At 66.9% G+C, this 20,092-nt stretch carries 19 protein-coding genes and 1 pseudogene; 11 read left to right on the plus strand and 9 right to left on the minus strand.

Features of this window, described 5'->3' with window-relative positions:
* Positions 1 to 11 precede the first annotated feature (11 nt).
* From ACWESM_RS28795 to ACWESM_RS28805, 3 genes are all read left to right on the plus strand, one after another.
* Complete coding sequence (locus ACWESM_RS28795) at positions 12 to 1,115, plus strand: 2Fe-2S iron-sulfur cluster-binding protein (protein WP_452494390.1); 1,104 nt, start codon at positions 12 to 14, stop codon at positions 1,113 to 1,115.
* Positions 1,116 to 1,131: 16 nt separating this feature from the next.
* Positions 1,132 to 2,019, plus strand: coding sequence for a VOC family protein (locus tag ACWESM_RS28800; RefSeq protein ID WP_379253705.1), 888 nt, complete (start codon positions 1,132 to 1,134; stop codon positions 2,017 to 2,019).
* Between the two features lie 196 nt (positions 2,020 to 2,215).
* Positions 2,216 to 2,362 (plus strand): DUF1059 domain-containing protein, encoded by a 147-nt coding sequence (locus tag ACWESM_RS28805; RefSeq protein ID WP_355075467.1) that lies wholly within the window; start codon positions 2,216 to 2,218, stop codon positions 2,360 to 2,362.
* 146 nt (positions 2,363 to 2,508) lie between these two features.
* Here ACWESM_RS28805 and ACWESM_RS28810 read toward each other — a convergent pair whose 3' ends face one another.
* Positions 2,509 to 3,108, minus strand: coding sequence for a TetR/AcrR family transcriptional regulator (locus ACWESM_RS28810; RefSeq protein WP_355075468.1), 600 nt, complete (start codon positions 3,106 to 3,108; stop codon positions 2,509 to 2,511).
* A 65-nt stretch (positions 3,109 to 3,173) separates the two neighbouring features.
* Between ACWESM_RS28810 and ACWESM_RS28815 the strand changes: the two genes are divergently transcribed.
* The 3 genes from ACWESM_RS28815 (at position 3,174) to ACWESM_RS28825 (ending at position 7,871) form a co-directional block, all read left to right on the plus strand.
* Positions 3,174 to 4,472, plus strand: coding sequence for a YhgE/Pip domain-containing protein (locus ACWESM_RS28815; protein WP_355075469.1), 1,299 nt, complete (start codon positions 3,174 to 3,176; stop codon positions 4,470 to 4,472).
* A gap of 80 nt (positions 4,473 to 4,552) precedes the next feature.
* The gene (locus tag ACWESM_RS28820; RefSeq protein WP_452494392.1) at positions 4,553 to 4,897 is read left to right on the plus strand and encodes a TetR family transcriptional regulator C-terminal domain-containing protein; all 345 of its coding nucleotides are present in this window, start codon (positions 4,553 to 4,555) and stop codon (positions 4,895 to 4,897) included.
* A gap of 67 nt (positions 4,898 to 4,964) precedes the next feature.
* A complete protein-coding gene (locus ACWESM_RS28825) occupies positions 4,965 to 7,871 on the plus strand; it encodes a UPF0182 family protein (RefSeq protein ID WP_452494393.1) in 2,907 nt (968 codons plus the stop codon).
* A gap of 25 nt (positions 7,872 to 7,896) precedes the next feature.
* On the opposite strand, the gene ACWESM_RS28830 is transcribed toward ACWESM_RS28825, so the two are convergent.
* From ACWESM_RS28830 to ACWESM_RS28850, 5 genes are all read right to left on the minus strand, one after another.
* A complete protein-coding gene (locus ACWESM_RS28830) occupies positions 7,897 to 8,478 on the minus strand; it encodes a DUF2165 domain-containing protein (protein ID WP_356965886.1) in 582 nt (193 codons plus the stop codon).
* A gap of 301 nt (positions 8,479 to 8,779) precedes the next feature.
* The gene (msrA, locus tag ACWESM_RS28835; protein WP_356965888.1) at positions 8,780 to 9,295 is read right to left on the minus strand and encodes a peptide-methionine (S)-S-oxide reductase MsrA; all 516 of its coding nucleotides are present in this window, start codon (positions 9,293 to 9,295) and stop codon (positions 8,780 to 8,782) included.
* The gene (gene msrB, locus ACWESM_RS28840; protein WP_355075479.1) at positions 9,292 to 9,747 is read right to left on the minus strand and encodes a peptide-methionine (R)-S-oxide reductase MsrB; all 456 of its coding nucleotides are present in this window, start codon (positions 9,745 to 9,747) and stop codon (positions 9,292 to 9,294) included. The genes msrA and msrB overlap by 4 nt, the downstream gene beginning before the upstream one ends.
* Before the next feature lie 138 nt (positions 9,748 to 9,885).
* Positions 9,886 to 11,043 (minus strand): hypothetical protein, encoded by a 1,158-nt coding sequence (locus ACWESM_RS28845; protein ID WP_452494395.1) that lies wholly within the window; start codon positions 11,041 to 11,043, stop codon positions 9,886 to 9,888.
* An 11-nt stretch (positions 11,044 to 11,054) separates the two neighbouring features.
* Positions 11,055 to 11,981, minus strand: a complete 927-nt coding sequence (locus ACWESM_RS28850) for a metal-dependent hydrolase (RefSeq protein ID WP_452494396.1) — start codon at positions 11,979 to 11,981, stop codon at positions 11,055 to 11,057.
* Between the two features lie 229 nt (positions 11,982 to 12,210).
* Here ACWESM_RS28850 and ACWESM_RS28855 point away from each other — a divergent pair, with 229 nt between their 5' ends.
* Complete coding sequence (locus tag ACWESM_RS28855) at positions 12,211 to 12,846, plus strand: TetR/AcrR family transcriptional regulator (protein WP_356965893.1); 636 nt, start codon at positions 12,211 to 12,213, stop codon at positions 12,844 to 12,846.
* Between the two features lie 50 nt (positions 12,847 to 12,896).
* Here ACWESM_RS28855 and ACWESM_RS28860 read toward each other — a convergent pair whose 3' ends face one another.
* Positions 12,897 to 13,247 carry a hypothetical protein gene (locus ACWESM_RS28860; protein ID WP_452494436.1) on the minus strand — a complete coding sequence of 117 codons (351 nt, stop codon included), beginning with the start codon at positions 13,245 to 13,247 and terminating at the stop codon, positions 12,897 to 12,899.
* A 233-nt stretch (positions 13,248 to 13,480) separates the two neighbouring features.
* Here ACWESM_RS28860 and ACWESM_RS28865 point away from each other — a divergent pair, with 233 nt between their 5' ends.
* Together ACWESM_RS28865 and ACWESM_RS28870 are read left to right on the plus strand one after the other, a co-directional pair.
* Positions 13,481 to 14,704: a cytochrome P450 family protein gene (locus ACWESM_RS28865; RefSeq protein WP_355075486.1), complete on the plus strand. Its 1,224-nt coding sequence runs from the start codon at positions 13,481 to 13,483 to the stop codon at positions 14,702 to 14,704.
* 356 nt (positions 14,705 to 15,060) lie between these two features.
* Positions 15,061 to 16,863, plus strand: coding sequence for a CocE/NonD family hydrolase (locus tag ACWESM_RS28870; RefSeq protein ID WP_452494398.1), 1,803 nt, complete (start codon positions 15,061 to 15,063; stop codon positions 16,861 to 16,863).
* A gap of 86 nt (positions 16,864 to 16,949) precedes the next feature.
* Here ACWESM_RS28870 and ACWESM_RS28875 read toward each other — a convergent pair whose 3' ends face one another.
* Positions 16,950 to 17,684 (minus strand): 2OG-Fe dioxygenase family protein, encoded by a 735-nt coding sequence (locus tag ACWESM_RS28875; protein WP_355075489.1) that lies wholly within the window; start codon positions 17,682 to 17,684, stop codon positions 16,950 to 16,952.
* Positions 17,685 to 17,710: 26 nt separating this feature from the next.
* Positions 17,711 to 17,830: pseudogene (locus ACWESM_RS28880) on the minus strand (SDR family NAD(P)-dependent oxidoreductase); the annotation flags it as partial.
* A gap of 65 nt (positions 17,831 to 17,895) precedes the next feature.
* Between ACWESM_RS28880 and ACWESM_RS28885 the strand changes: the two are divergent.
* Together ACWESM_RS28885 and ACWESM_RS28890 are read left to right on the plus strand one after the other, a co-directional pair.
* Complete coding sequence (locus ACWESM_RS28885; protein WP_452494400.1) at positions 17,896 to 18,579, plus strand: TetR/AcrR family transcriptional regulator; 684 nt, start codon at positions 17,896 to 17,898, stop codon at positions 18,577 to 18,579.
* A gap of 164 nt (positions 18,580 to 18,743) precedes the next feature.
* Positions 18,744 to 20,039: an FAD-binding domain-containing protein gene (locus tag ACWESM_RS28890; RefSeq protein WP_355075493.1), complete on the plus strand. Its 1,296-nt coding sequence runs from the start codon at positions 18,744 to 18,746 to the stop codon at positions 20,037 to 20,039.
* Positions 20,040 to 20,092: the final 53 nt, after the last annotated feature.

Here is a 20,092-nt window from a genome sequence, read left to right on the forward strand (position 1 = left end):
GAGACGCAGCAGTGGATCGAGCCCGAGCGGCCGTGGCGCCGGGGAGCCGGGCCGAGGTTCCCGACGACACCGAGAGTCGCCCCGGCGCATTCCTCACCCTGCGTGTGGCGCGGGTGATCCGGGAGACCCACGACGCGGTATCGCTGGAGCTGAGTCCGACCGCGGAGCAGTCGAATGCGATCGACTATCGGCCGGGCCAGTTCCTGACCCTGCGGATTCCGAGCGAGCTGACCGGCTCGGTGAGCCGCTGCTACTCGTTGTCGAGCGCGCCGCACGAAGCGGGGCCGCTGAAGGTCACGGTCAAGCGAACGTCCGACGGCTACGCGTCGAATTGGTTGTGCGACAACGCGGTTGCCGGCATGGATTTCCACGCGCTGCCGCCCGCGGGTGTCTTCACCCCGGCGTCGCTGGACGAGGACGTGCTGTTGTTCGCGGCGGGCAGCGGGATCACCCCGGTGCTGTCGATCCTGAAATCGGTGCTGGCAGACGGAGCCGGGCACTGCGTGCTGATCTACGCCAACCGCGACGAGCGCTCGGTGATCTTCGCCGACGAACTCGCCGACCTGTCCGCCCGGCATCCCGGCCGCCTGGTCGTGGTGCACTGGCTGGAGAGCGTGCAAGGGCTGCCGTCGCGGCCGCAGCTCGCGGCGCTGGCCGGACCGTGGCGCGAGCGCGAGGCGTTCGTGTGCGGACCCGGCCCGTTCATGGACGCCGTCTCCGCCGCACTGATCGGGTCGGGCGCCGACCGCAAGCGCGTGCACGTCGAGAAGTTCGTGTCGCTGAACGGCGATCCGTTCGATACCGCCACGCCCGATGTCGTCGACTCCGGCGACTCCGGCGACCACGCGGCGGTCGAGGTGGAACTCGACGGCGAGACGCGCGCACTTCCGTGGCCCCGCCACCAGGTCCTGCTCGACGTCCTGTTGGCCAACGGGCTGGAGGCGCCCTATTCCTGCCGCGAGGGCGCGTGCAGCGCCTGCACCTGCCGGGTCGTCTCCGGTCAGGTGGCGATGCGGCACAACGAAATTCTCGACGAGGCCGATCTGGCCGAGGGATACGTGCTGGCCTGCCAGGCGGTCCCGGTCACCGACACGGTGCAAGTCACCTATTCCTGAGGAGTACGACGAATCAATGGCTGACATCGCCTCGCTCGGCTACGTCCGAGTCGCCATCGCCGATGTGGCGGCCTGGCGCGCCTTCGCCTTCGACGTGATGGGTTTCGCGCAGGCCACCGGGCCGAATCCGGACAGTCTGTACCTGCGGATGGACGAGCACGCCTACCGTTTGGAACTGGTTCCGGCGGAACAGGACCGGGTGCTCGCCGTCGGCTGGGAGGTGCGCGACTACCGCGCGCTCGCCCGCGTGCGGCAGGCGCTGGAGCAGGCCGGTGTGACGGTCACGCCGCTCGCTCAGGAGCAGGTCGACGCACTACGCGTCGAGGAAGCCTGCACCTTCACCGACCCCGCCGGGTTCACCGTCGAGGTCTTCCACGGCCCGGTGCTCGACCACAGCCCGGTCGTCACTCCCCACGGAAACCGTTTCGTCACAGCGGGATCGGGACTCGGCCACGTCGTGCTACCGGTGCCCGATCTCGAGGAGGCGAACCGTTTCTACTGCGAGATACTCGGATTCCTGCCACGCGGCTCCTTCCGAGTGCCCACCCCACCCGGGGTGGGACCGGTACGCGTGCGGTTCCTCGGCGTCAACCAGCGTCACCACAGCCTCGCCTTGATCCCCGGCACCCGCCCCGACGGCCCTGGCCTGGTGCACATCATGGTCGAGGTCGACGAACTCGACGCCGTCGGCCGGGCGCTCGACCGCGTCATGCGGGCGGGTCTCCCGTTGTCGTCGACCCTCGGCAGGCACACCAACGACAAGATGATCTCCTTCTACGTCCGCACGCCCGGCGGCTGGGATCTCGAATACGGCACCGAAGGTCTGCTGGTCGACGAGTCCACTTACAGCGCGGAGGAGATCACCGCCGACAGCTACTGGGGCCACGAATGGTCACGTGGCTGACGCGGTAGCTCAGCTCGTCGTCCGCGCCTCGTCGAGCGGCGCACCGAGCCGGTCGCAGCATGCGAGCGCATGCCGGTGCCCCCGACCCGCAGGGGGTGTCGAGCGCGCTGCTGCACAGAGGGTCGGGGTGACCGGCTGACTCGCGCTCGATCACCTCGGTGTGCATAGACTGTCGGATCGAGGAGGAAGGACGCTGATGAAGCGAAAGCTGAACTGCCCCTGCGGAGAACTGATCGTCGGAACCGACGAGGATGATCTCGTGGCCAAGACGCAAGCCCATCTGGCCGAGAACCATCCCGGCCACGACTACTCGCGCGACGAGATCCTGTTCATCGCGTACTGACGAACAGCCTGCGTGGACGCCGCCGAGCGCTCCGGCACCCTGATCCTCGGGCCGGGTGAGGTTCGAGGAACGTGCGCTGCCGACCGGCCGCTGCCACACCGACCGGCATCCACCGCCGGCACTCGTGCCGCGACAATCGCGGCGCATCACGGGCGGGGGCGCAAGCCTTCGATCATGTGTGTGGTTGTCTCGTCCACCAATTCGTCGGCGGTCTCGGCGGCGATCACGCCCGAGCCGACGAAGGTGGCCAGGCCTTGTAGCGCGGCGACCGCGGACAGCGCGATCCGGCGCGGGTCGCCGTCGATCACCTCCCCCCGCTTCTGTGCTTCGGTGATGAGCGCGACCGGCGTCGCGAACGCCGCGTCCACGGCCCGGGACATCGCATCGCCCGCGGCGGGGCTGTGCCTGCGCGCGAACATCAACGCGACGAGCGCCGAGTTCTCGGTCGCGAAATGGAGATAGGTGCGGGCCAGGGCGCGGATGTGCCCATCGGCCGAGTCGGCGGCCGCGGTCTGTGCCAAGGCGGCGGCGAGGCGTTGGAAGCCGGATACCGCGATGGCATCCAGTAGCGCCTGCTTGTCCTTGAAATGCCGGGTCGGAGCGGCGTGACTGACTCCGACGTCACGCGCCAGTCGGCGTAGCGACAAGCCGTCGACGCCGGACTCGCGCAGCGTGGCCTCGGCCCGCTGCAACAACTCGGCGCGCAGGTCGCCGTGGTGATAGGACCGGCTTCGAGTGATCGGCATGGTGTAGGCAGGATAACAAAATGTAGTCATTGCCTACTTTGTAGGCGGTGACTACATTGACTCGCATGACGGTTCGGACCTTCACCGCCCCGATCGCAGTGCTGACGGTCTTCGCGGCGCTGCTCGCCACCATGTATCTCGGCTACGCCAGCAATACCGAGAAGAACCTGCACGACTTCCCGGTGGCCCTGGTGAATCAGGACGTCGGCGACACGCTCGACGGCAAACCCGCCAATTTCGGCGCCCAGGTCAGCGACGCGCTGGTCGCGGGCATCCCGGCGGAGAAAATCGACCTGCGCGTCGTCGGCATCGCCGAAGCGCGCAAACAATTGCAGAACGGTGAGGTCTACGGCGCGATCGTGATCCCGTCCGACTTCACCAAGCGGCTCGCCATCCTCGGCGCCGCCGCCGTGGTGCCCGGTGCGGTCGAGCGCCCGGTGATCACCATCCACACCAACCCGCGAATCGGCCCCTACACCACCGGCATCATGCAGCGCATCGCCGACCGCGCGTTGCGTCAGGTGGACGAGACCGTCGGCAAGAGCCTGACCGATCAGGTGAACGCCGCCCTCGCCGCCGGGCCGGGCGCGCCGGTCGAGCCCAGCGGGGCCGCCCGGCTGATGCTCACCGATCCCGTGCAGATCGTCACCGCGCCCTACCGGCCGATGGACGACGGCGCCGGGCAGGGCCTCGTCGCGTTCTTCTACACCTTGATCCTGCTGCTGGCGGGCTTCACCGGCGCCATGATCATCCACACGCTCGTCGACTCGGTGCTCGGTTTCACGCCCACCGAATACGGCCCGTGGTTCGTGCACCCGCCGTCCACCGGCATCTCCCGGTTCCGCACGCTGCTGATGAAATGGGCGGTCATCGTCACCGCGGCTCCGGTTCTGTCGGGGATATTCCTCGGGGTCGCCTCGGCATTGAATGTCCCACTGGGCAGTCCGCTGCTGTTGTGGCTCTACGGAACACTGGCCATCGTCGCGGTCGGAGTGACCGCGCTCGCCGTGCTCGCCACCTTCGGCACCGCGGGGCTGCTGGTCAATCTGATCCTGTTCGTCGTCCTGGGCCTGCCCTCGTCGGCCGCCACGGTCCCGCTGGAGGCGACGCCCGCCTACATCGCGAACCTCGCCGCCTTCGAACCGATGCACCAGATCTACCTCGCCGTTCGCGCCATCCTGTTCTTCGACGCCCACGCCGAAGCCGGTTTCGGCCAGGGCTTGTGGATGACGGTGCTCGGCCTCGGGATCGGCCTGCTGCTCGGTGTGACCGCGACCTACGCCTATGACCGCCGCGGCCTGCACCGGGCTTCGGCTCCGACCGAGAACGCGCCGGTCATCGCGGTACCCGCCCTAGCTCGATAAAGCGCGCCGCGCGGTGGTCAGCGTGGGCTACCGCAGGTGTGAACCTCCCCGGCTCCTTGATCAGTAGAAGATCGAGCGTCGTGCGGATACCGGGGCTGGGCGGCCACCACCGTCAGTGGTCACCGGCCGCCAGCAGCGCGTCCAGCTTCTCCGGGTCGACGCCGAAACCGGCGAGGCGGTTCAGCGGGATGGAGCACCCGGCCCACGAATACTTCCGCGACCGCTACCGCACTGCCCGGGACGCTCTCACCCGCGCCATCGCCGACCTTTGCGAATCCTGCCGCGTACCGGCCGATCTGGATCCCGACCGCTTCGCCGTCCTCGCCATGGCCGTCCTCGACGGCCTGCAGACGCAGTGGCCGTACGACCCGGCCGATCACGTGGCGTACCTGTGGGAGCTGATCGAGCGCTCCGGGACGTCGTAGTATCGAGCTTGGTAGTCCGCCCCGGCCGTCCATCGTCCAGCCGGGCGGCAGCCACGGGGAGTGCAAGATGAGCGCACGCGAGGGCCTCCGCCCGCGACGGTTGCATCGCAGCACCCGGGTGCTGGTGGTCGCCGCCACGGTGTTCGTCGTGTCGCTGTTGGTGGTGCCTCGGCTGATCCGAGGCTACGTCAGCTGGCTGTGGTTCGGCGAAGTCGGCTTCCGTGGTGTCTGGCTGACCGTGCTGTTCACCCGGCTCTCGCTGTTCATCGCGGTCGCGCTGATCATCGGTGGCGTCCTTTTCGCGGTGCTGTGGCTCGCGTTCAGGTTCCGCCCGCTCTTCGTTCCCGAGTCCGAAGAGGAGAACAGTCTTCGGCCGTATCGGGCGGCGGTGCTCCGGCATCCGGTGCGGTTCGGTCTCGGCATCGCGACCTCGCTGGGGCTCGTCTGCGGCCTTGCCGCGGAGTCGAACTGGATGACCGTCCAGCTGTTCGTCCACGGCGGGTCCTTCGGCGTGTCCGACCCGCAATTCGGGCACGATGTCGGGTTCTTCGTCTTCGACCTTCCCTTCTATCGATTCGTACTCAACTGGCTGTTCATCGCCGTGGTCCTCGCCTTTGTCGCGAGCCTCGCCGCGCACTACCTGTTCGGTGGCCTGCGGCTGTCCAGAAAGACGGGCGGCCTGACGCACGCGGCCCGCGTCCAGCTCGCGATACTGGCCGGCTCGTTCATCCTCTTGAAGGCTGCCGCCTATTGGCTCGACCGGTACTCGCTGCTATCCAGCCGCAGCAAGGAACCCACTTTCGCGGGCCCTGGCTACACCGACATCAACGCGGTGCTTCCCGCCCGCCTCATTCTCTTCGCGATCGCCGTGATCTGCGCCGTGGCGGTCTTCGCCGCCATCGTCGTGCGGGACCTGCGAATCCCGGCGATGGCCGCCGCGCTTCTGCTGCTGTCGTCGATCCTCGTCGGAGCCGTCTGGCCATTGGCCGTCGAGCAGTTCTCCGTCCGCCCGAACGCCGCCGACATGGAGCGTGTCTACATCCAACGCGACATCGCGGCCACCCGCCAGGCGTACGGGATCGGCAGCGACCGGGTCGAGTACCAGCCCTATCCCGGCGTCGGCACCAGGTCGCCGCCCGAGGTCCCCGCGGACGTCACCACGATCGGTGACGTCCGCCTGCTGGACCCGAGCGTGCTATCGCGGACGTTCACCCAGCAACAACAGCTGAAGAATTTCTACAGCTTTCCACCGCATCTGGACCTGGATCGCTACCGGGTCGGTGGGCAACTGCGCGACTACGTGGTCGCGGCGCGCGAGCTGACCCCGACCGCGCTGAGCGGCAACCAGCGCCATTGGGTCAATCGGCACACCGTCTACACGCACGGCAACGGGTTCGTCGCCGCACCGGCCAACCGGGTGAACGCGGCGGTCCGCGAGGCCGCGGGCGATGCCGCGAGCAGCAACAGCGGATATCCGATCTACGCGGTCGGTGACATCGCGTCCCAAGCCTCCGGGCACCAGGTGATCCGAGTGGATCAGCCGCGCGTCTACTTCGGCGAAGTGATCGCCCATGCGAGCCCGGACTACGCCATCGTGGGCGGCGGCACCGAGCCCCGCGAGTACGACACCGACACCACCACCTACACCTACGCCGGCGCGGGCGGCGTCCCGATCGCCAACTGGGTCAACCGCCTCGCCTTCGCGGTGACCTACACCGAGCGCAATATCGTCTTCTCGAAGGCGATCGGTCCCGGTTCGAAGATCATCTTCAACCGCGATCCCCGCCATCGTGTCGAACTCGTCGCACCGTGGTTGACCACCGACAACGACCCCTACCCGGCGGTCGTGAACGGCCGGATAGTCTGGATCGTCGACGCGTACACCTCGATCGACGGCTACCCCTACGCCAAGCGCAGTTCGCTCGAAGCCCTCGAGCCGGGCGACGAGACCCAGCGGGAGTCGCCGCGAGAGATCTCCTACGTGCGCAACTCCATCAAGGCGACCGTCGACGCATACGACGGCACGGTCACCCTCTACCAGGTCGACCGGCAGGATCCGGTGCTGGCGGCCTGGATGAAGGTCTTCCCCGGCACGGTCCGACCGGAGGAGTCGATCAGCCCGGAGCTACGGGCGCACTTCCGGTATCCCGAAGACCTGTTCACGATCCAGCGCGAGATGCTCGCCAAATACCACGTCGACGAACCGCGCGAATTCTTCACCACCAACGCGTTCTGGTCGGTGCCCAGCGACCCCACCGTGGAGTCCAATCCGCATCAGCCTCCGTTCTACGTCCTGGTCGGCGACCAGGCCAGCGCGGAACCGTCGTTCCGGCTGGCCAGCGCGATGGTCGGCTACAACCGGGAATTCCTCTCCGCCTACGTCTCCGCCCGCTCCGACCCGGAGGGCTACGGCAAGATCACCGTCTCGCAGTTGCCCACCGACACCCTCACTCAGGGTCCGCAACAGATCCAGAACTCGATGATCTCCGACACCAGAGTCGCTTCCGAGCGCACCCTGCTCGAGCGCTCGAACCGGATCCAGTACGGCAATCTGCTCACCCTGCCGATCGCCGACGGCGGCGTGCTATACGCCGAGCCGCTGTTCACCGAACGGATCTCGACGGCACAGAACGCGTCGACATTCCCGCAATTGGCGCGAGTGCTGGTCAGTTACCGCGATCCCGGCACCGGCGGTGTCCTCGTCGGCTACGCGCCGACCCTCGCGGAGGCGCTGGAGCAGGTGTTCGGTCCGGCCACCGGCAGACTCGCCACGCCGCCCGGCGGCGGACCCGGCGCCCCACTGCCGCCGGGTCAACAGCCCGCCGCGCCACCACCGGTCGCGTCACCGCAGGCACAGCCCCCGCCGGTGGATCAGGCGAAGATCGCCGAACTCAACGCGCAGATCGACCAGATCCGGGCCGCACTGGAACGTCTGCAGAAACAGCTGGGCGAACTCGAACGCAACGGTCGCTGACGCTCGCGTCGTCGGCCGCCCGCTACTAGTCGGATTCCGCTGCTGCCGAGTCACTTTCGAGGACCGCGCTGCGTTGCGAGTCCGGCAGGTGAACCAGAATCAGGCCGACGCCCGCGATGAGGAAGTTCTGCAACGCGGCCGACGAGGCGTTCACGTCGTCATTGGCCCACATGCGGAACCATTCGCCGCCGATGGTCAGGAACCCGCCCAAGAACAGCAGCACCGCCATGGTCCAGCCCAGACTCGACAGTTTCACGGCCGCGTCCAGACCGGCTCGCAGCCTGCGTGGCCGTCCGGTCAGCACCCGGCCCCATACGGCTCCCGCCGTGAGGAGCACGAAGGCGATCAGGAATTCCCAGATCACCACGAGGATGTAGGCGACGAGCGCGACATTGCCATTGGTGATCGCGCGCCAGTCCGTGCCCGGATTGTGGATCGTCGCTTTCATCGACAGCACAGCGGCCACGCCGTTGCGATTGGTGTCGGTGTCGACGCAATTGGTGAACGCGACGAACAGATAGTAGAAGCCGGTGATGGTGGCCAGCGTCGCCACCGCCATCCGGCGACTGCCGACCACATCGAGAATCTTTGTGCCGCTGCGCGTCATCTGCCTACCTCGGGTCGACCGGCCAGGAGCTCCAAGCGTCGACGATCATATCGGTGCCCGATCACGCATTCTCCCCACAGTGGGGAGCCCGGCACGGCCGGGGACGAGTCGAAATGTTGTCTACCGCATGAGGTTCCGTTTTGTATCGTCCGGAGTCTGTGCGCGAGGCTTCCGGCTGTACGACCGGCGGCGGCGGGCGGGGGACGTCGTGAAACGCGGCGACTGCGCCACCCGGGTGTGGTGGCGCAGTCGTCAACTGTGCGCTCCGAAGGCTCGGCGGAAGTGCCGAACCCACCGGCTTCTACTGGGCGGTGGTCTGCCGCTTCGGCAGCTTCCACCCCGGCCGGGGGAAGTGGCAGGTGTAACCGTCCGGGTAACGCAGCAGGTAGTCCTGATGCTCCGGCTCGGCCTCCCAGAACTCACTCGCCGGGGTCACCTCGGTGACCACCTTGCCGGGCCACAGACCGGAGGCGTCCACGTCGGCGATGGTGTCCAGGGCGACGCGCTTCTGGTCGTCGTCGAGATAGAAGATCGCCGAGCGATAGCTGCTTCCGATGTCGTTGCCCTGGCGGTCCTTCGTCGTCGGATCGTGGATCTGGAAGAAGAACTCCAGCAGTTGCCGGAAGTCCGTCCGGGCCGGGTCGTAGACGATCTCGATCGCCTCGGCATGGCCAGGGTGGTTCCGGTACGTGGGATGGTCGTTGCGTCCACCGGTGTAGCCGACGCGTGTCGATATCACTCCCGGCTGCTTGCGGATCAAGTCCTGCATGCCCCAGAAGCATCCACCGGCCAGAATCGCCTTGCGCGTGTCGGTCACGCCTCCTCCTTCGCGAAGAGAGTCCTGTACTGCCCATAGCCTTCCGCCTCGAGGTCGTCGAGGTGGATGAACCGCAGCGCAGTCGAATTGATGCAGTACCGCAAGCCGCCCGCCGCGCGGGGACCGTCGGTGAACACGTGCCCGAGATGGCTGTCGCCGTGTGCCGAGCGCACCTCGGTGCGGACCATCAGATGGCTGAAGTCCCGCTTCCGCACCACGTTCCCGGCTTCGATCGGCTTGGTGAAACTCGGCCATCCACTTCCGCTGTCGAACTTGTCGACCGAGGCGAACAACGGCTCACCCGACACCACATCCACATAGATGCCCGGCTCGTGGTTGTCCCAGTACTCGCCCGTGAACGCCCGCTCCGTGCCGTTCTCCTGAGTGACGTGGTACTGCTCAGGCGTCAAGGCGGCGACCGCCGCGGGATTCCGGTTGTACTCCCGTGCCACATGACCTCCTCATATCGGCCCCTGGTACAACCAGGGCACCGGCATGGAAAATCCCGTGCGAGCCGGGCGTCACACTCCGGTCCGGGCAGCCGGGCCCACGGCGGCCGCCCGTCGTCACCGACGGCGTCGGTCGTCCCGCTATACCGTGGAACTCGCGGTGGCTTCCGGGGCGGGAGGGGCGACGCTCGGGGGCGCCTTTCTCCGGGGCACCGTGAATACGGCGACCAGGCAGAGAACCGCGACAACGAAGCACGCGAGGGTATACCACAGATTCCCGATCGGGTCTCCTTCGCTGGTCACACCGTCGACGGCGGCGAAGAAATCGGGCAACGCGGTGGCCCAGAGCAATGCCATCACGCCCAGGTACACCACGCCGTAAATGCGGACGAAGTCGTTCGTATAGGGCGCCGCGTCCGAGTCGCCGCGCCGCAGCCGGAGCCACTGGCGGGTCAAGATCACCACGGCGGCAATGGAGAGGACGGCCAATTCGGCGGCGTAGAGCACGCCACGCACCGTGGTGCTACCCATGCCGAAGACGGTCGCGGGGATGGGCAGCACCGCTGTGCCCAACGAGGCGAGAATGCCGATGACGATCGTGCGCCCGACCAGCTGCCCTCCGGAGAAATTTCGGCCCTGGTCGATGTGGCGGCCGACGAACGATTGGACGCAGAAGGCGAGCGACATCGGCCACAGGGCGGCGAAGACGACCACGCTCGGAAGCGGTACCGAATCGAACATCGGTTGATTGATCGGGTTGTCGACCGACCATTCCCACCAGCGCAGCTGCGGGCCGAGATGATCGAAGATCTCGTAGAAGGCGTGGTGGACGAAGCCCACGCACACCGATCCGGCGAGCACCCCGTAGTGCCGGAAGACCCCGAGAATCCTGACCAATTCGAACGCGAGGGTGGCCATGAACGGGTAGATCGCGATGATGTAGAGCGGTAATCGGCCCCAGAGGAATTCCACGGTGAACAGGTTGTGCGCGAACATCGTGTCGACGTGCGCGTCGATGCCGAACGCCGCGGGGAAGTACAGCGGCGGCTCGATGATGAACAGATACGCGGTCGCCCCGAACCAGAGCACCAAGTTGGTGGGATCGCCGTGGCGGCGCAACCGCACGATCGCGTAGATCAGGGCCAGGACCGCGCCGAGGACGATCGTGAATTCGAGGACGGGCAGGGTCCAGTTCTCCAATGCGAAAGGGTTCCGCACCTCGACCGGCCCGCCCGCCTCCTCGCAGGAGAAGCCGAGCGCGGTCGCGAGACGGTCGAAGGTGGGTGCGCAATCAGCCATCGGTCCGGCTCCTAGCGTGCGACCGTGTCGGCGGTGTACCAGTGCGAGACGTCGTAGCCGGCGTCATAGCGTTCGAACCACACGGCGGCCAGTTCGGGTAGTTTCTCGTGGTCCGGATTGTGCTTCGGCAATTGACTGCGGATGACGCCCACCAGTGCGACGAGTTGTTCACCGAGCGGCAGGTGGTCGAACGCGCGCGGCATCGGGCCGTTGTCCTCGGCCTGCAGAAACGGCAACCATTTGCGCAGCTTCAGCCTCCGCCGGTAATTCGCGAACATGGACAGCGCGTCGACCTTTCGCTCCTCCAGCGGGACATGCTTGTTGAAGCCCGCGCAGGCCAACCGGATCACCTTCATCACGTGACGGAAGATCGACGGCGCCATGCGCATCCGATACACATCGCTCCCGACGACGGAATCGAAGATGATCAGCGCGGAACTGCGATGTTCGACCTCTTCGACGAAGTGCCAGATGAACAGCGACGCCACTCGGTCGTCGCCCGGCCGGAACAAGGTCGAGTCGTTGTCGAGCATCAGTTTGAACACCGGAGTGAACGTCGCTTCGAGATCGGCGGTGTAGGCGAGGCGGTATTCGACCGAAGTGTTCACGGTGAGGCGGTCGAATTCCGCGATCACTTCGTTGAGCGTCTCCTGGAGTCCCGGGTGGCGCCGGATCAAGGCATTGGCGTGCTGGCGATGGGCGGTGGAGTGCTGCCCCTCCTGGCGCACGAACGCGTCGGCTTCCTCGGCGACCTCGGGATCGGTGATCAGGGGCATGGCCTCGCGGATCATGTTGACGATCATCTTCTCGAAGCCGATCGCCAGGAAGGACACCGCATTGGCCATGGACGAGAAGGCCGGATTCTCCTCGTTCCACAAGAAGGGCACGTCGTAGTCCGCGAATGCGAAGCGCATCTTCCGTACTTGAAGATCGGTCACTGGGCTATACCTCGACTTTCCGAAAACGAACCGGTCCGGCGGCACCACCCGATGCGCCGAGCCGCGTTGCAGTGATCATACATACGACTGTCCAAGTGTATGATCAGAATCGCGTCAGAACCGGGTCTACGGCACCCTTGTGATACGGTCGAACCCTTGATCCGGAGGGTCGGCAGGCTTTCCATCAGGGGGTTCGCAAGCGACGGGCTTCGAGTCGAGGAAGCGGGCAGTGGCAGGAAGGCGCGGGTGGGGCGGGAGTCCGCCGAAGGACGACGAGGAAGCCTCGCGTCGCATCGTCGCCGCCGCGGTCGAACTGATCGGACGAACGGGTTCGGAGATCGGCATCGCCGACGTCGCCGAGTCGCTCGGCGTCATCCGGCAGACGGTCTACCGGTACTTTCCCAGCGCGGACGCGCTGATGACCGCGGCGGCGATCGCCTCCGTCGACGGGTTCCTCGATCGGCTGACACAGCACGTCAGTGGGTTGGAGGACGCCGTGGAAGCGATGACCGAGGGGGTGGTCTACACCCTCGCCGAGGTCCGTCGAACACCCCATCTCGGCATCTTGCTGTCGAGCACGTACTCGAACGTCCATCCGGAGAGCCTGACCTCCGAAGAGGCGCAAGCCTTCGGCATGACGATGATCAAGCGCTTCGACGTCGACTGGGCGCGTTACGGATACGACGACGAGTCGCTGCACGAGCTGGTCGAATACGTCCTGCGCACGATGCAGTCGTTCTTCATTTCCCCGGGCAATCCACCGCGCGGCGAAGATGACCTGCGACGGTATCTACGGCGCTGGATGGGCGCAGCGATCATCGCCCAGACGAAGCCCTCCGCCAGCGTCCAGGGGTTTGCGCCGTAATCGGTTGCGGCACTTGTGGTGTGGCGCCGATGCGGATGAGGCGAGTCGGATCAGCTCGCGTCGTCGAGCCGTACCGTCACGAAGACGCGGCCGCGTTCGTCGCGTCGCGCTACCGCGTGCCCGGGCCGGTCGGCGCCGTTCAGATGGAGCGTGATGGGGCCGCCCTCGCCCAGGAAGTTCCGCCACCACGTCTTCCGGTCCGGCAACGCGACTCCGATGACGAACTCGTCCGCTTTTCGCCAGTAGTTGACCGGTGTGCTGAACGTCCGCCCGGACCGTCGCCCCACATAGGTGATCACCACGAATCCTCTGCCCAGCAGGCGCCCGAGTACCGGCGCGTCGAGCATGCCTGCCACCCCGGCGTTCATCGCTCGCACGACGCGTCCCAGCACCGTCTTCAGTTCCACGAATTCCTCCAGCCACCCACGGACATCTCCCGAACCCTAACCGTTTTCGCGGTGACGAGCCCGCCGCAGTGGGCCGGACGGTCACCGAAATGTCGTTTTGCGACGCTCGACTTCCGGTTGTGGGCAGGATTCGCCAATTGACCGGCACCTCGAACGGACCCGCTTCGATACTCGTGCGACGACCGTCATCACGGCGGCCGGAGGGTTCATGCGCAGAAGGGAAACCGATGACAACCAGCCTGCCCGCATTCCCCGCGGCGAACGAGGATCTGCTGGACACCTGCATCCGGCTCCGGGAGATCGCGCCGGTGGTCGAGGTGGAGTTCCCCGGCGGCGTGCCCGCCTACCTGGCCCTGACGCACGACGCGGTGCGTGAGATCCTCGCCGGGGACAACAAGACCTTCGCGCGGGATCCGAAGCATTGGCCGGCCCTGCACGACGGTTCGATCGCGGAGGACTGGCCGCTGCGCGCCGTCGTGCAGGGCGATCACCTGTCCACCAAGGACGGTGACGACCACCGGCGGCTGCGGGGTCTGATCAGCAAGGCGTTCACGCCGGGCCGGGTGCAGGCGCTCGAGCCGCGCATCCAGGCGATCATCGACCGATTGCTGGACGACGTGATCGCCGCCGGTGACGGCGTCGATCTGGTGCCCACCTTCACCGAAGCGCTGCCGATGGCGGTGATCTGCGAACTGTTCGGGGTGCCTGAGCCGGAGCGGGACCGGCTGCGACGCTGGACCGCAACCCTGCTGGCCCACACCACACCGCCGGAGGAAGCATTCGCGACGCAGAACTCGCTGATGACGTACCTGTACGAACTGGCGGACCGGAAACAGGAAAAGCCCGGCGACGACCTCACCACCGGTCTGGTCCAAGCTCGCGATCGGGACGACAAACTCACGGCCGACGAACTGGTCGCCGTTCTGTGGATCATGCTGGTGGCCGGGCACGAGACCACGGTGCATCTGCTCGGGCACGCCATTCTGGCGCTGTCGCGACACCCCGAGCAGCTCGCCCTCGCGAAGGCGGAAGACCGCTGGGGTGATGTGGTCGAAGAGACTGTGCGCTACCGCCATTCGGTGATGATGACGAGCTGGCGATTCACACTGACGGACGTGACCGTGGCCGGAGTCGCCATACCCAAGGGCCAGGCGGTCGGTGTCGCGTACCAGGCCTGCGGGATCGACCCGGCCGAATACGGCGAGACCGCGAACGAGTTCGACATCACCAGGGAGCAGCGCGGCGGACATCTCGGATTCGGTCACGGGCCGCGGTACTGCATCGGCGCGGGCCTGGCCCGCCTGGAGGGCCGTCTCGCGCTCGCCTCGCTGTACCGTCGGCTGCCGAACCTGGAACTCGCCATCGACCCCGACGAAATCCCGTACTCGCCGTCGTTCTTCACCGTCGGACCCCTGTCCATTCCGGTGAAACTGGGCGCCGAGAAGCAGTAACCCTTGCCCGGCGCGGCAGCCGAACCACGAGGTCTCGGGTCCCGACTTTCGTGCCGGTTGCCGCGCCGGTCGACCCGCAATTGCCGATAATCGGTCAGCGTAGTGAACGACTCGCTGGGCGCCGGCCACGGCGCACTCGATGCATGTTCACATGGTCGGCAAATTTGCGCGGATGGTGCCCGGGCCGTTCGCGATGGTCGCGGCGGATTGTCGAATCTTGCAACGTTTCCGCTGTTCAACGGTCTATTGCGAACGGGAAACGCATTGTCGGATCTGGCGAGATCTGATCATGTGTCGTGTCACGCTGCTGCGGTCCGCAGTTCCGTAGCAACTGGCAGGAAGGATCGATGACGCCGATGTCACAAGGAGATCCGATCGTCGGGACCACGTCCGAACAGCTCGCCCGGATCGCAGTCCAGGGGCCCTGGGACGCCCAAGGGCAGGTGCGCCCGGAAGCGGTGCAGTTCGCGTCGAACTTGGTGAGCGCCGTGCGTAAGCGCAGTGGCAAGGGGCTGGTGCCCGATGACGTGGACGACCTGGTGAACCGGGCGCTGAACGTCGCCGTGCCGACGTTCCCGCGCATCGAAGGGGCGGGCGGGATCGGTCTGTCGGCGCACATGCTGCGTCAGACCACCACCCGGCCGTGCCCGCTGGTGGTCTTCCCCGCCGGGTGGACACCCGTCGGCTGGCCCTTGTTCGAGTACGCCTATCTCACCCTCGCGTGGAAGGGCTATCACGTGCTGGCCTACACGCCGCGCGGAATCGGCTGGACCGCCACACCAGGAACGAACCTGCCGTGGTTCGGCACGTCCGAAGGCACCGTCGATGTCGCTGGTCCATGGGATCGGGCCGACGGCAAGAAGGTGCTCGACTACGCGATAGACGAACTCGCCCCCAGCGGCATCGCCTTCATGGGTGAGTCCTATGGCTCGGGCATCAGTCAGCTCGTGGCCGCGCACGATGACCGGGTCGACGTCGTCGTCGCGCTGAGTACCTGGGGCAACCTCGCCACCAGTCTGTACGACAACGGCACCCGCCATCTGAAGGCCGTCGAGGCACTGATCGGCCTGACCGGTGGCGAGCAGGCGGAGAAGTTCGACGAAGAAGCATTGGAGATCCTGGCGAAGTTCGCCGAGGGTGTGGACATGGATCCGGTTGTCGAGTGGGGCACCGAACGCGCACCGGAACGCTATGTCGGCTCCCGTGATATTCCGACCTTCTTCTCGAATACCTGGCACGAGGGGCTTTTCCCGGTGAACCAGGTGCTGGAGACCTTCGAGAAGCTTCCGCGCCCGAAACGGCTGAACATGTGGATCGGCGACCACGCGGCGCCGGAAGGCCCCGGCCTGATCGTTCCACCCATGCCCGGTGCGGCCCCGAACGAGCCGCTGCGCGAGGCATACGCCTGGCTCGATCACTACCTGAAGGACGAGGACAACGGCGTCGACGCGTGGCCGGAGATCAGCAATCAGGTCATGTTCACCTACGTGACCACTCCAGGCGCCGGGAACGGCCAGAACGTGATCGTCGAACCGGCGCGGCGCGAGGAGAAGGCCTCGTGGGCGGACGTCACCACAGATACGGAAGTGCTGGTCTTGACCGATGAGCGTGAGGGCGGCGACGGTGTGCTGACCCCCGATTCCACGGGCGGTTGGCAACGCAGTTTCACGGTGGGCGAGGAGCCCGAGGTCGTCGCCATGGACAAGCTCATGACGACGGGCCAGGAGGAGTGGTCGGGCAATCCCAAGGTCTACCGGATCGATGAGATCGACCGCGGTCATGCCCTCGTCTGGTCGACGGGGCCGCTGCTCGCAGCACGAGGCGGCGTCGCCAGGCAGATCCGCGGGATCCCGCGGTTGCAAGTGACCATCGACAGCACCCACGAGTCCGCGACAGTGGTCGCCTATCTGCTCGATGTCGACGAGAACGGCTCGGCGAGAATCATCACCCATGAACCGAAGACGACGGAGTCCGGTCTGCCCGCGACCGTTTCGTGGGAGCTGCAAGCAGCCGCCTACGATCTCCCCGACGGCCATCGGTTGATGCTCGTCCTCGACGGCATGGATCCGCTGTATTCCAGCGCGAACAAGGTCGGTTCGACGATCACCGTCAGTGCACCGGATGGCGCCCCGTCCTGCCTGGAGTTGCCGCTCGGCTGACCGTTGCGCGTGGCCCGGGCAGGCAAACCATCCGGGCCACGCCATGGTTCACGACGGATCGGGCCATGACCACGATTCGGCGGTCTTCAGCCCGGCGCGAACGTCACCACCAAGACATCGCGATAGGCGGGGCGGCTCCGATCCACCGGACGCACCGGCGAAACACTGTGCAAGGTGCGGCGGTCATCGCCGAGCAGCAGCGTTCCCGGCCGATCGAGGGTGGTCCGCAGCAGTCGTCGTCCGCTCGGATCGAACACCGAACTCGCGCCGCCCAGGGCATTCTGCCGTCCAACCAGAAGCGAGGAGACCAAGGTGACGCCGTCGCGGTGGCGGCCTTCCGGTGTAGGCAGGCCGTCCGCGTCCGCCGAGGCGATGACCCGGAAGGGATGTACTTTCGCGCTCCATCGCGCCGGGCCGTCCAGCGCCGTCGCCAATCGCGCGAGCAGTCGCAGCACCGCCACGAAAACAGGGTCGGTCACGAATGCATCGGTCAAGGGCTCGAAAGTGCGGTCCACGCCGATATAGAGCGGGTTGGATTCCTCGGGCTGCACGAACGAATCCGACGACAGCAGGCCGATGCGACCGGCCGAACCGGTGAGCGAGAACCGGCCGTACCGGCGCAGCCTGCGCGTGCCACGGGCGTCGGCGTAGACGTCCGGGTGCAAGTCTTCCCAGTGTCGGCGAAATCGTTCCCAGTCGGCCGGCTCCAGGTCGAGGCTCGCGGTCGTGACGTCAGCGGGCAGGAGGTGCACGCCGTCGGCGACCAAGGCGTCGCTCGCGGTCCGTTGTACCTGCTCCGCCGTCTGCCCTTCCGGATTCAACGGACGTGGGGCCGGGTGGGCGCGGAGATGGCGTCGTCCTCCGCCGCGATCACGACGTCGTGGTCGTGTTCGGTGAACCGCCGGGCCAGTTCCAAACCGATACCGCTGGAGGCTCCCGTGACGAGTGCGAGTGGTGTGTCGGTCATGTGCTGGGGCTACCCACTGAAGCCGCACCCATACCCGGGTCCGACCGGCTCGGTAGTCTGCAGGGGTGTCCGCCGCGCCCGCCGACGCTGACGCACCGATCGTTCCGGTGCGAGACGGAGTGTTCTTCACACTTCCCGCCGCGTTGCCGCGGGGGCGCCACAATCTGGGGCGGGAGCAGGTGATAGCGGCGCAGCGGGAACGGTTGCTGGTCGCCGTGACCGAACTGCTCGCCGCCCGCGGTTACGCCGGATTCGGTCCCACCGATGTCGCCAAGCGGGCCGGAGTGTCCTTGGCGGCGTTCTACGACGCTTTCGCCAACAAGGACGAGTGCGTATTCGCGGGCTACGACCGCTTCATCCAAGTGCTGCTGACCCAGCTGACCGCCGCGGACCTCAAGGGCCGGGATCGCAGATCCATCGTCGCCGACGCCCTCGGCCAGTACCTCGGCTCCCTGCAGAACGACCTGGTCGTAGCGCGCGCCTACCAGGTGGAGATCGACGGGCTCGGGCCGGCCGCCCGGCGACGCAGGCGCAAGTCGATCCGGCTGTTCGCCGAGTACATCCGCGGTCTGGTGCAGAGCGCCAGCGGGAATCGGCAGCCACTGTTGTCCGTCACCGCGTACATGGGCGTCGTCTACGCCGTACGCCAGCTCACCGCCGATGCGCTCGACGAGTCGGGCGAGCCGGATCTGACCGCACTGAGCGCCGACCTGGAGCCCTGGCTCACCGATCTGTTCCGCGAACACTGATCCGGCGCGCGGCCGCGAGCCCGACTTGACATGACAGCCGCCGTCGCGCAGCATTGGCGTAAAGCTCGTTACTTCGATACCGCCCGCATCGGCGTGGCACGCCGCCGAATGTCCGATTCGCCGTCGTCGATCCCGCGACGGATGCCTGTCGTCGAAAACCTCGAATGGCCGTAACAATCGCACTCTTCACCCGTGACCTGCGCGTCCACGACAACCCGGCCTTGTTGGCCGCCGTACACGAGGGCGCGGCAGTGGTTCCGCTGTTCGTCGTCGACGACCGGCTCGTCGGCAGCACTCGCCCGGCCGCCAATAAACTGCGTTTCCTCTCCGCCGCGCTGGCCGAACTCGATGCCGAGCTTCGCTGCGCCGGTGGGCAACTGGTGATTCGGCACGGTGACTACGTCGAGGCGGTGGATCGGGTGGCGGCACAGGTGCACGCCGACAGCGTCCACATCGCCGAGGACGTCACCTGGTACAACCGATGCCGACTTCGGGCACTGGGCGAACGGCTGGCGCGGCGCAGCTGCCTGCTGCACACCCATCCCGCCACCCTCACCGCCGTGGATCCCGCCGATTGCGGACCGTATCGGCCGGACGACGAGGTTCCGGACTTCGCGACCTATTTTCGCCGATGGTTGTCGGCGCCGAAGCGACGACCGCTGGAAAAGCCCACGGAATTGATCGTTCCTCGCATCGAGAGTGATCCCGTGCCGAGATTCGACGAACTCGGCGACGCGGCCGTTTCACCGCAGTTGGCGGTCGGAGGCGAGATCACGGGTCGTGCGCTGTGGCGAGGCTGCACCGCCGACCGGCGACAACCACGCGGCCGGTCCAAGGGTGACCTCACGGGCGAGGGATGCTCCCGGCTGTCGCCGTACCTGCATTTCGGTTGCCTGTCGGCCGCCGAAATGGCGTACCACACCGACATGGCGACGCCGGATGGCCGCGCTTTCGTCCGGCAGCTCGCTCGGCGCGACTTCCATCTCCAGTTCCTCGTCGCCCGGGCCGATCTCGCGCGGTCCGGCGCTGGTACGGATGTGCGGCAGGCGCACGATCCGGTCGTCGTCGGCGCCTGGCGCGACGGCCGCACCGGATACCCGATCGTCGACGCGGGCATGCGGCAGCTGGCCGCGCAAGGGTGGATGCCGGAGCGGGCACGGGTGATCGCCGCCAGTTTCCTCACCACGACACTGCAGGTGGACTGGCGGGTCGGCGCCGAGCATTTCCGCCGGTGGCTGCTCGACGACGCGGCGAGCGACCGCTTCACCTGGCAGCAGGCGGGCCGTTTCGACCCGAGAGCGGTCGGCACCGCCGAACGCTACGACCCCGAGGGGAACTACGTGCGGCGTTGGATACCGGAACTGGCTTCCCTGCCGGGTTCGGAGATCCATCGCCCGTGGTGCCACAGCGTGCCGCCCTCGGTATATCCCGCTCCCATCGCGGGCAGCGCGAGCACGTAACCGGCCTGCCGGGCGGTTTCGCGTGCTCGCTGCCGGGTACCGCGGCGACGGAC

The sequence above is a fragment of the Nocardia sp. NPDC003999 genome, from assembly GCF_053604885.1.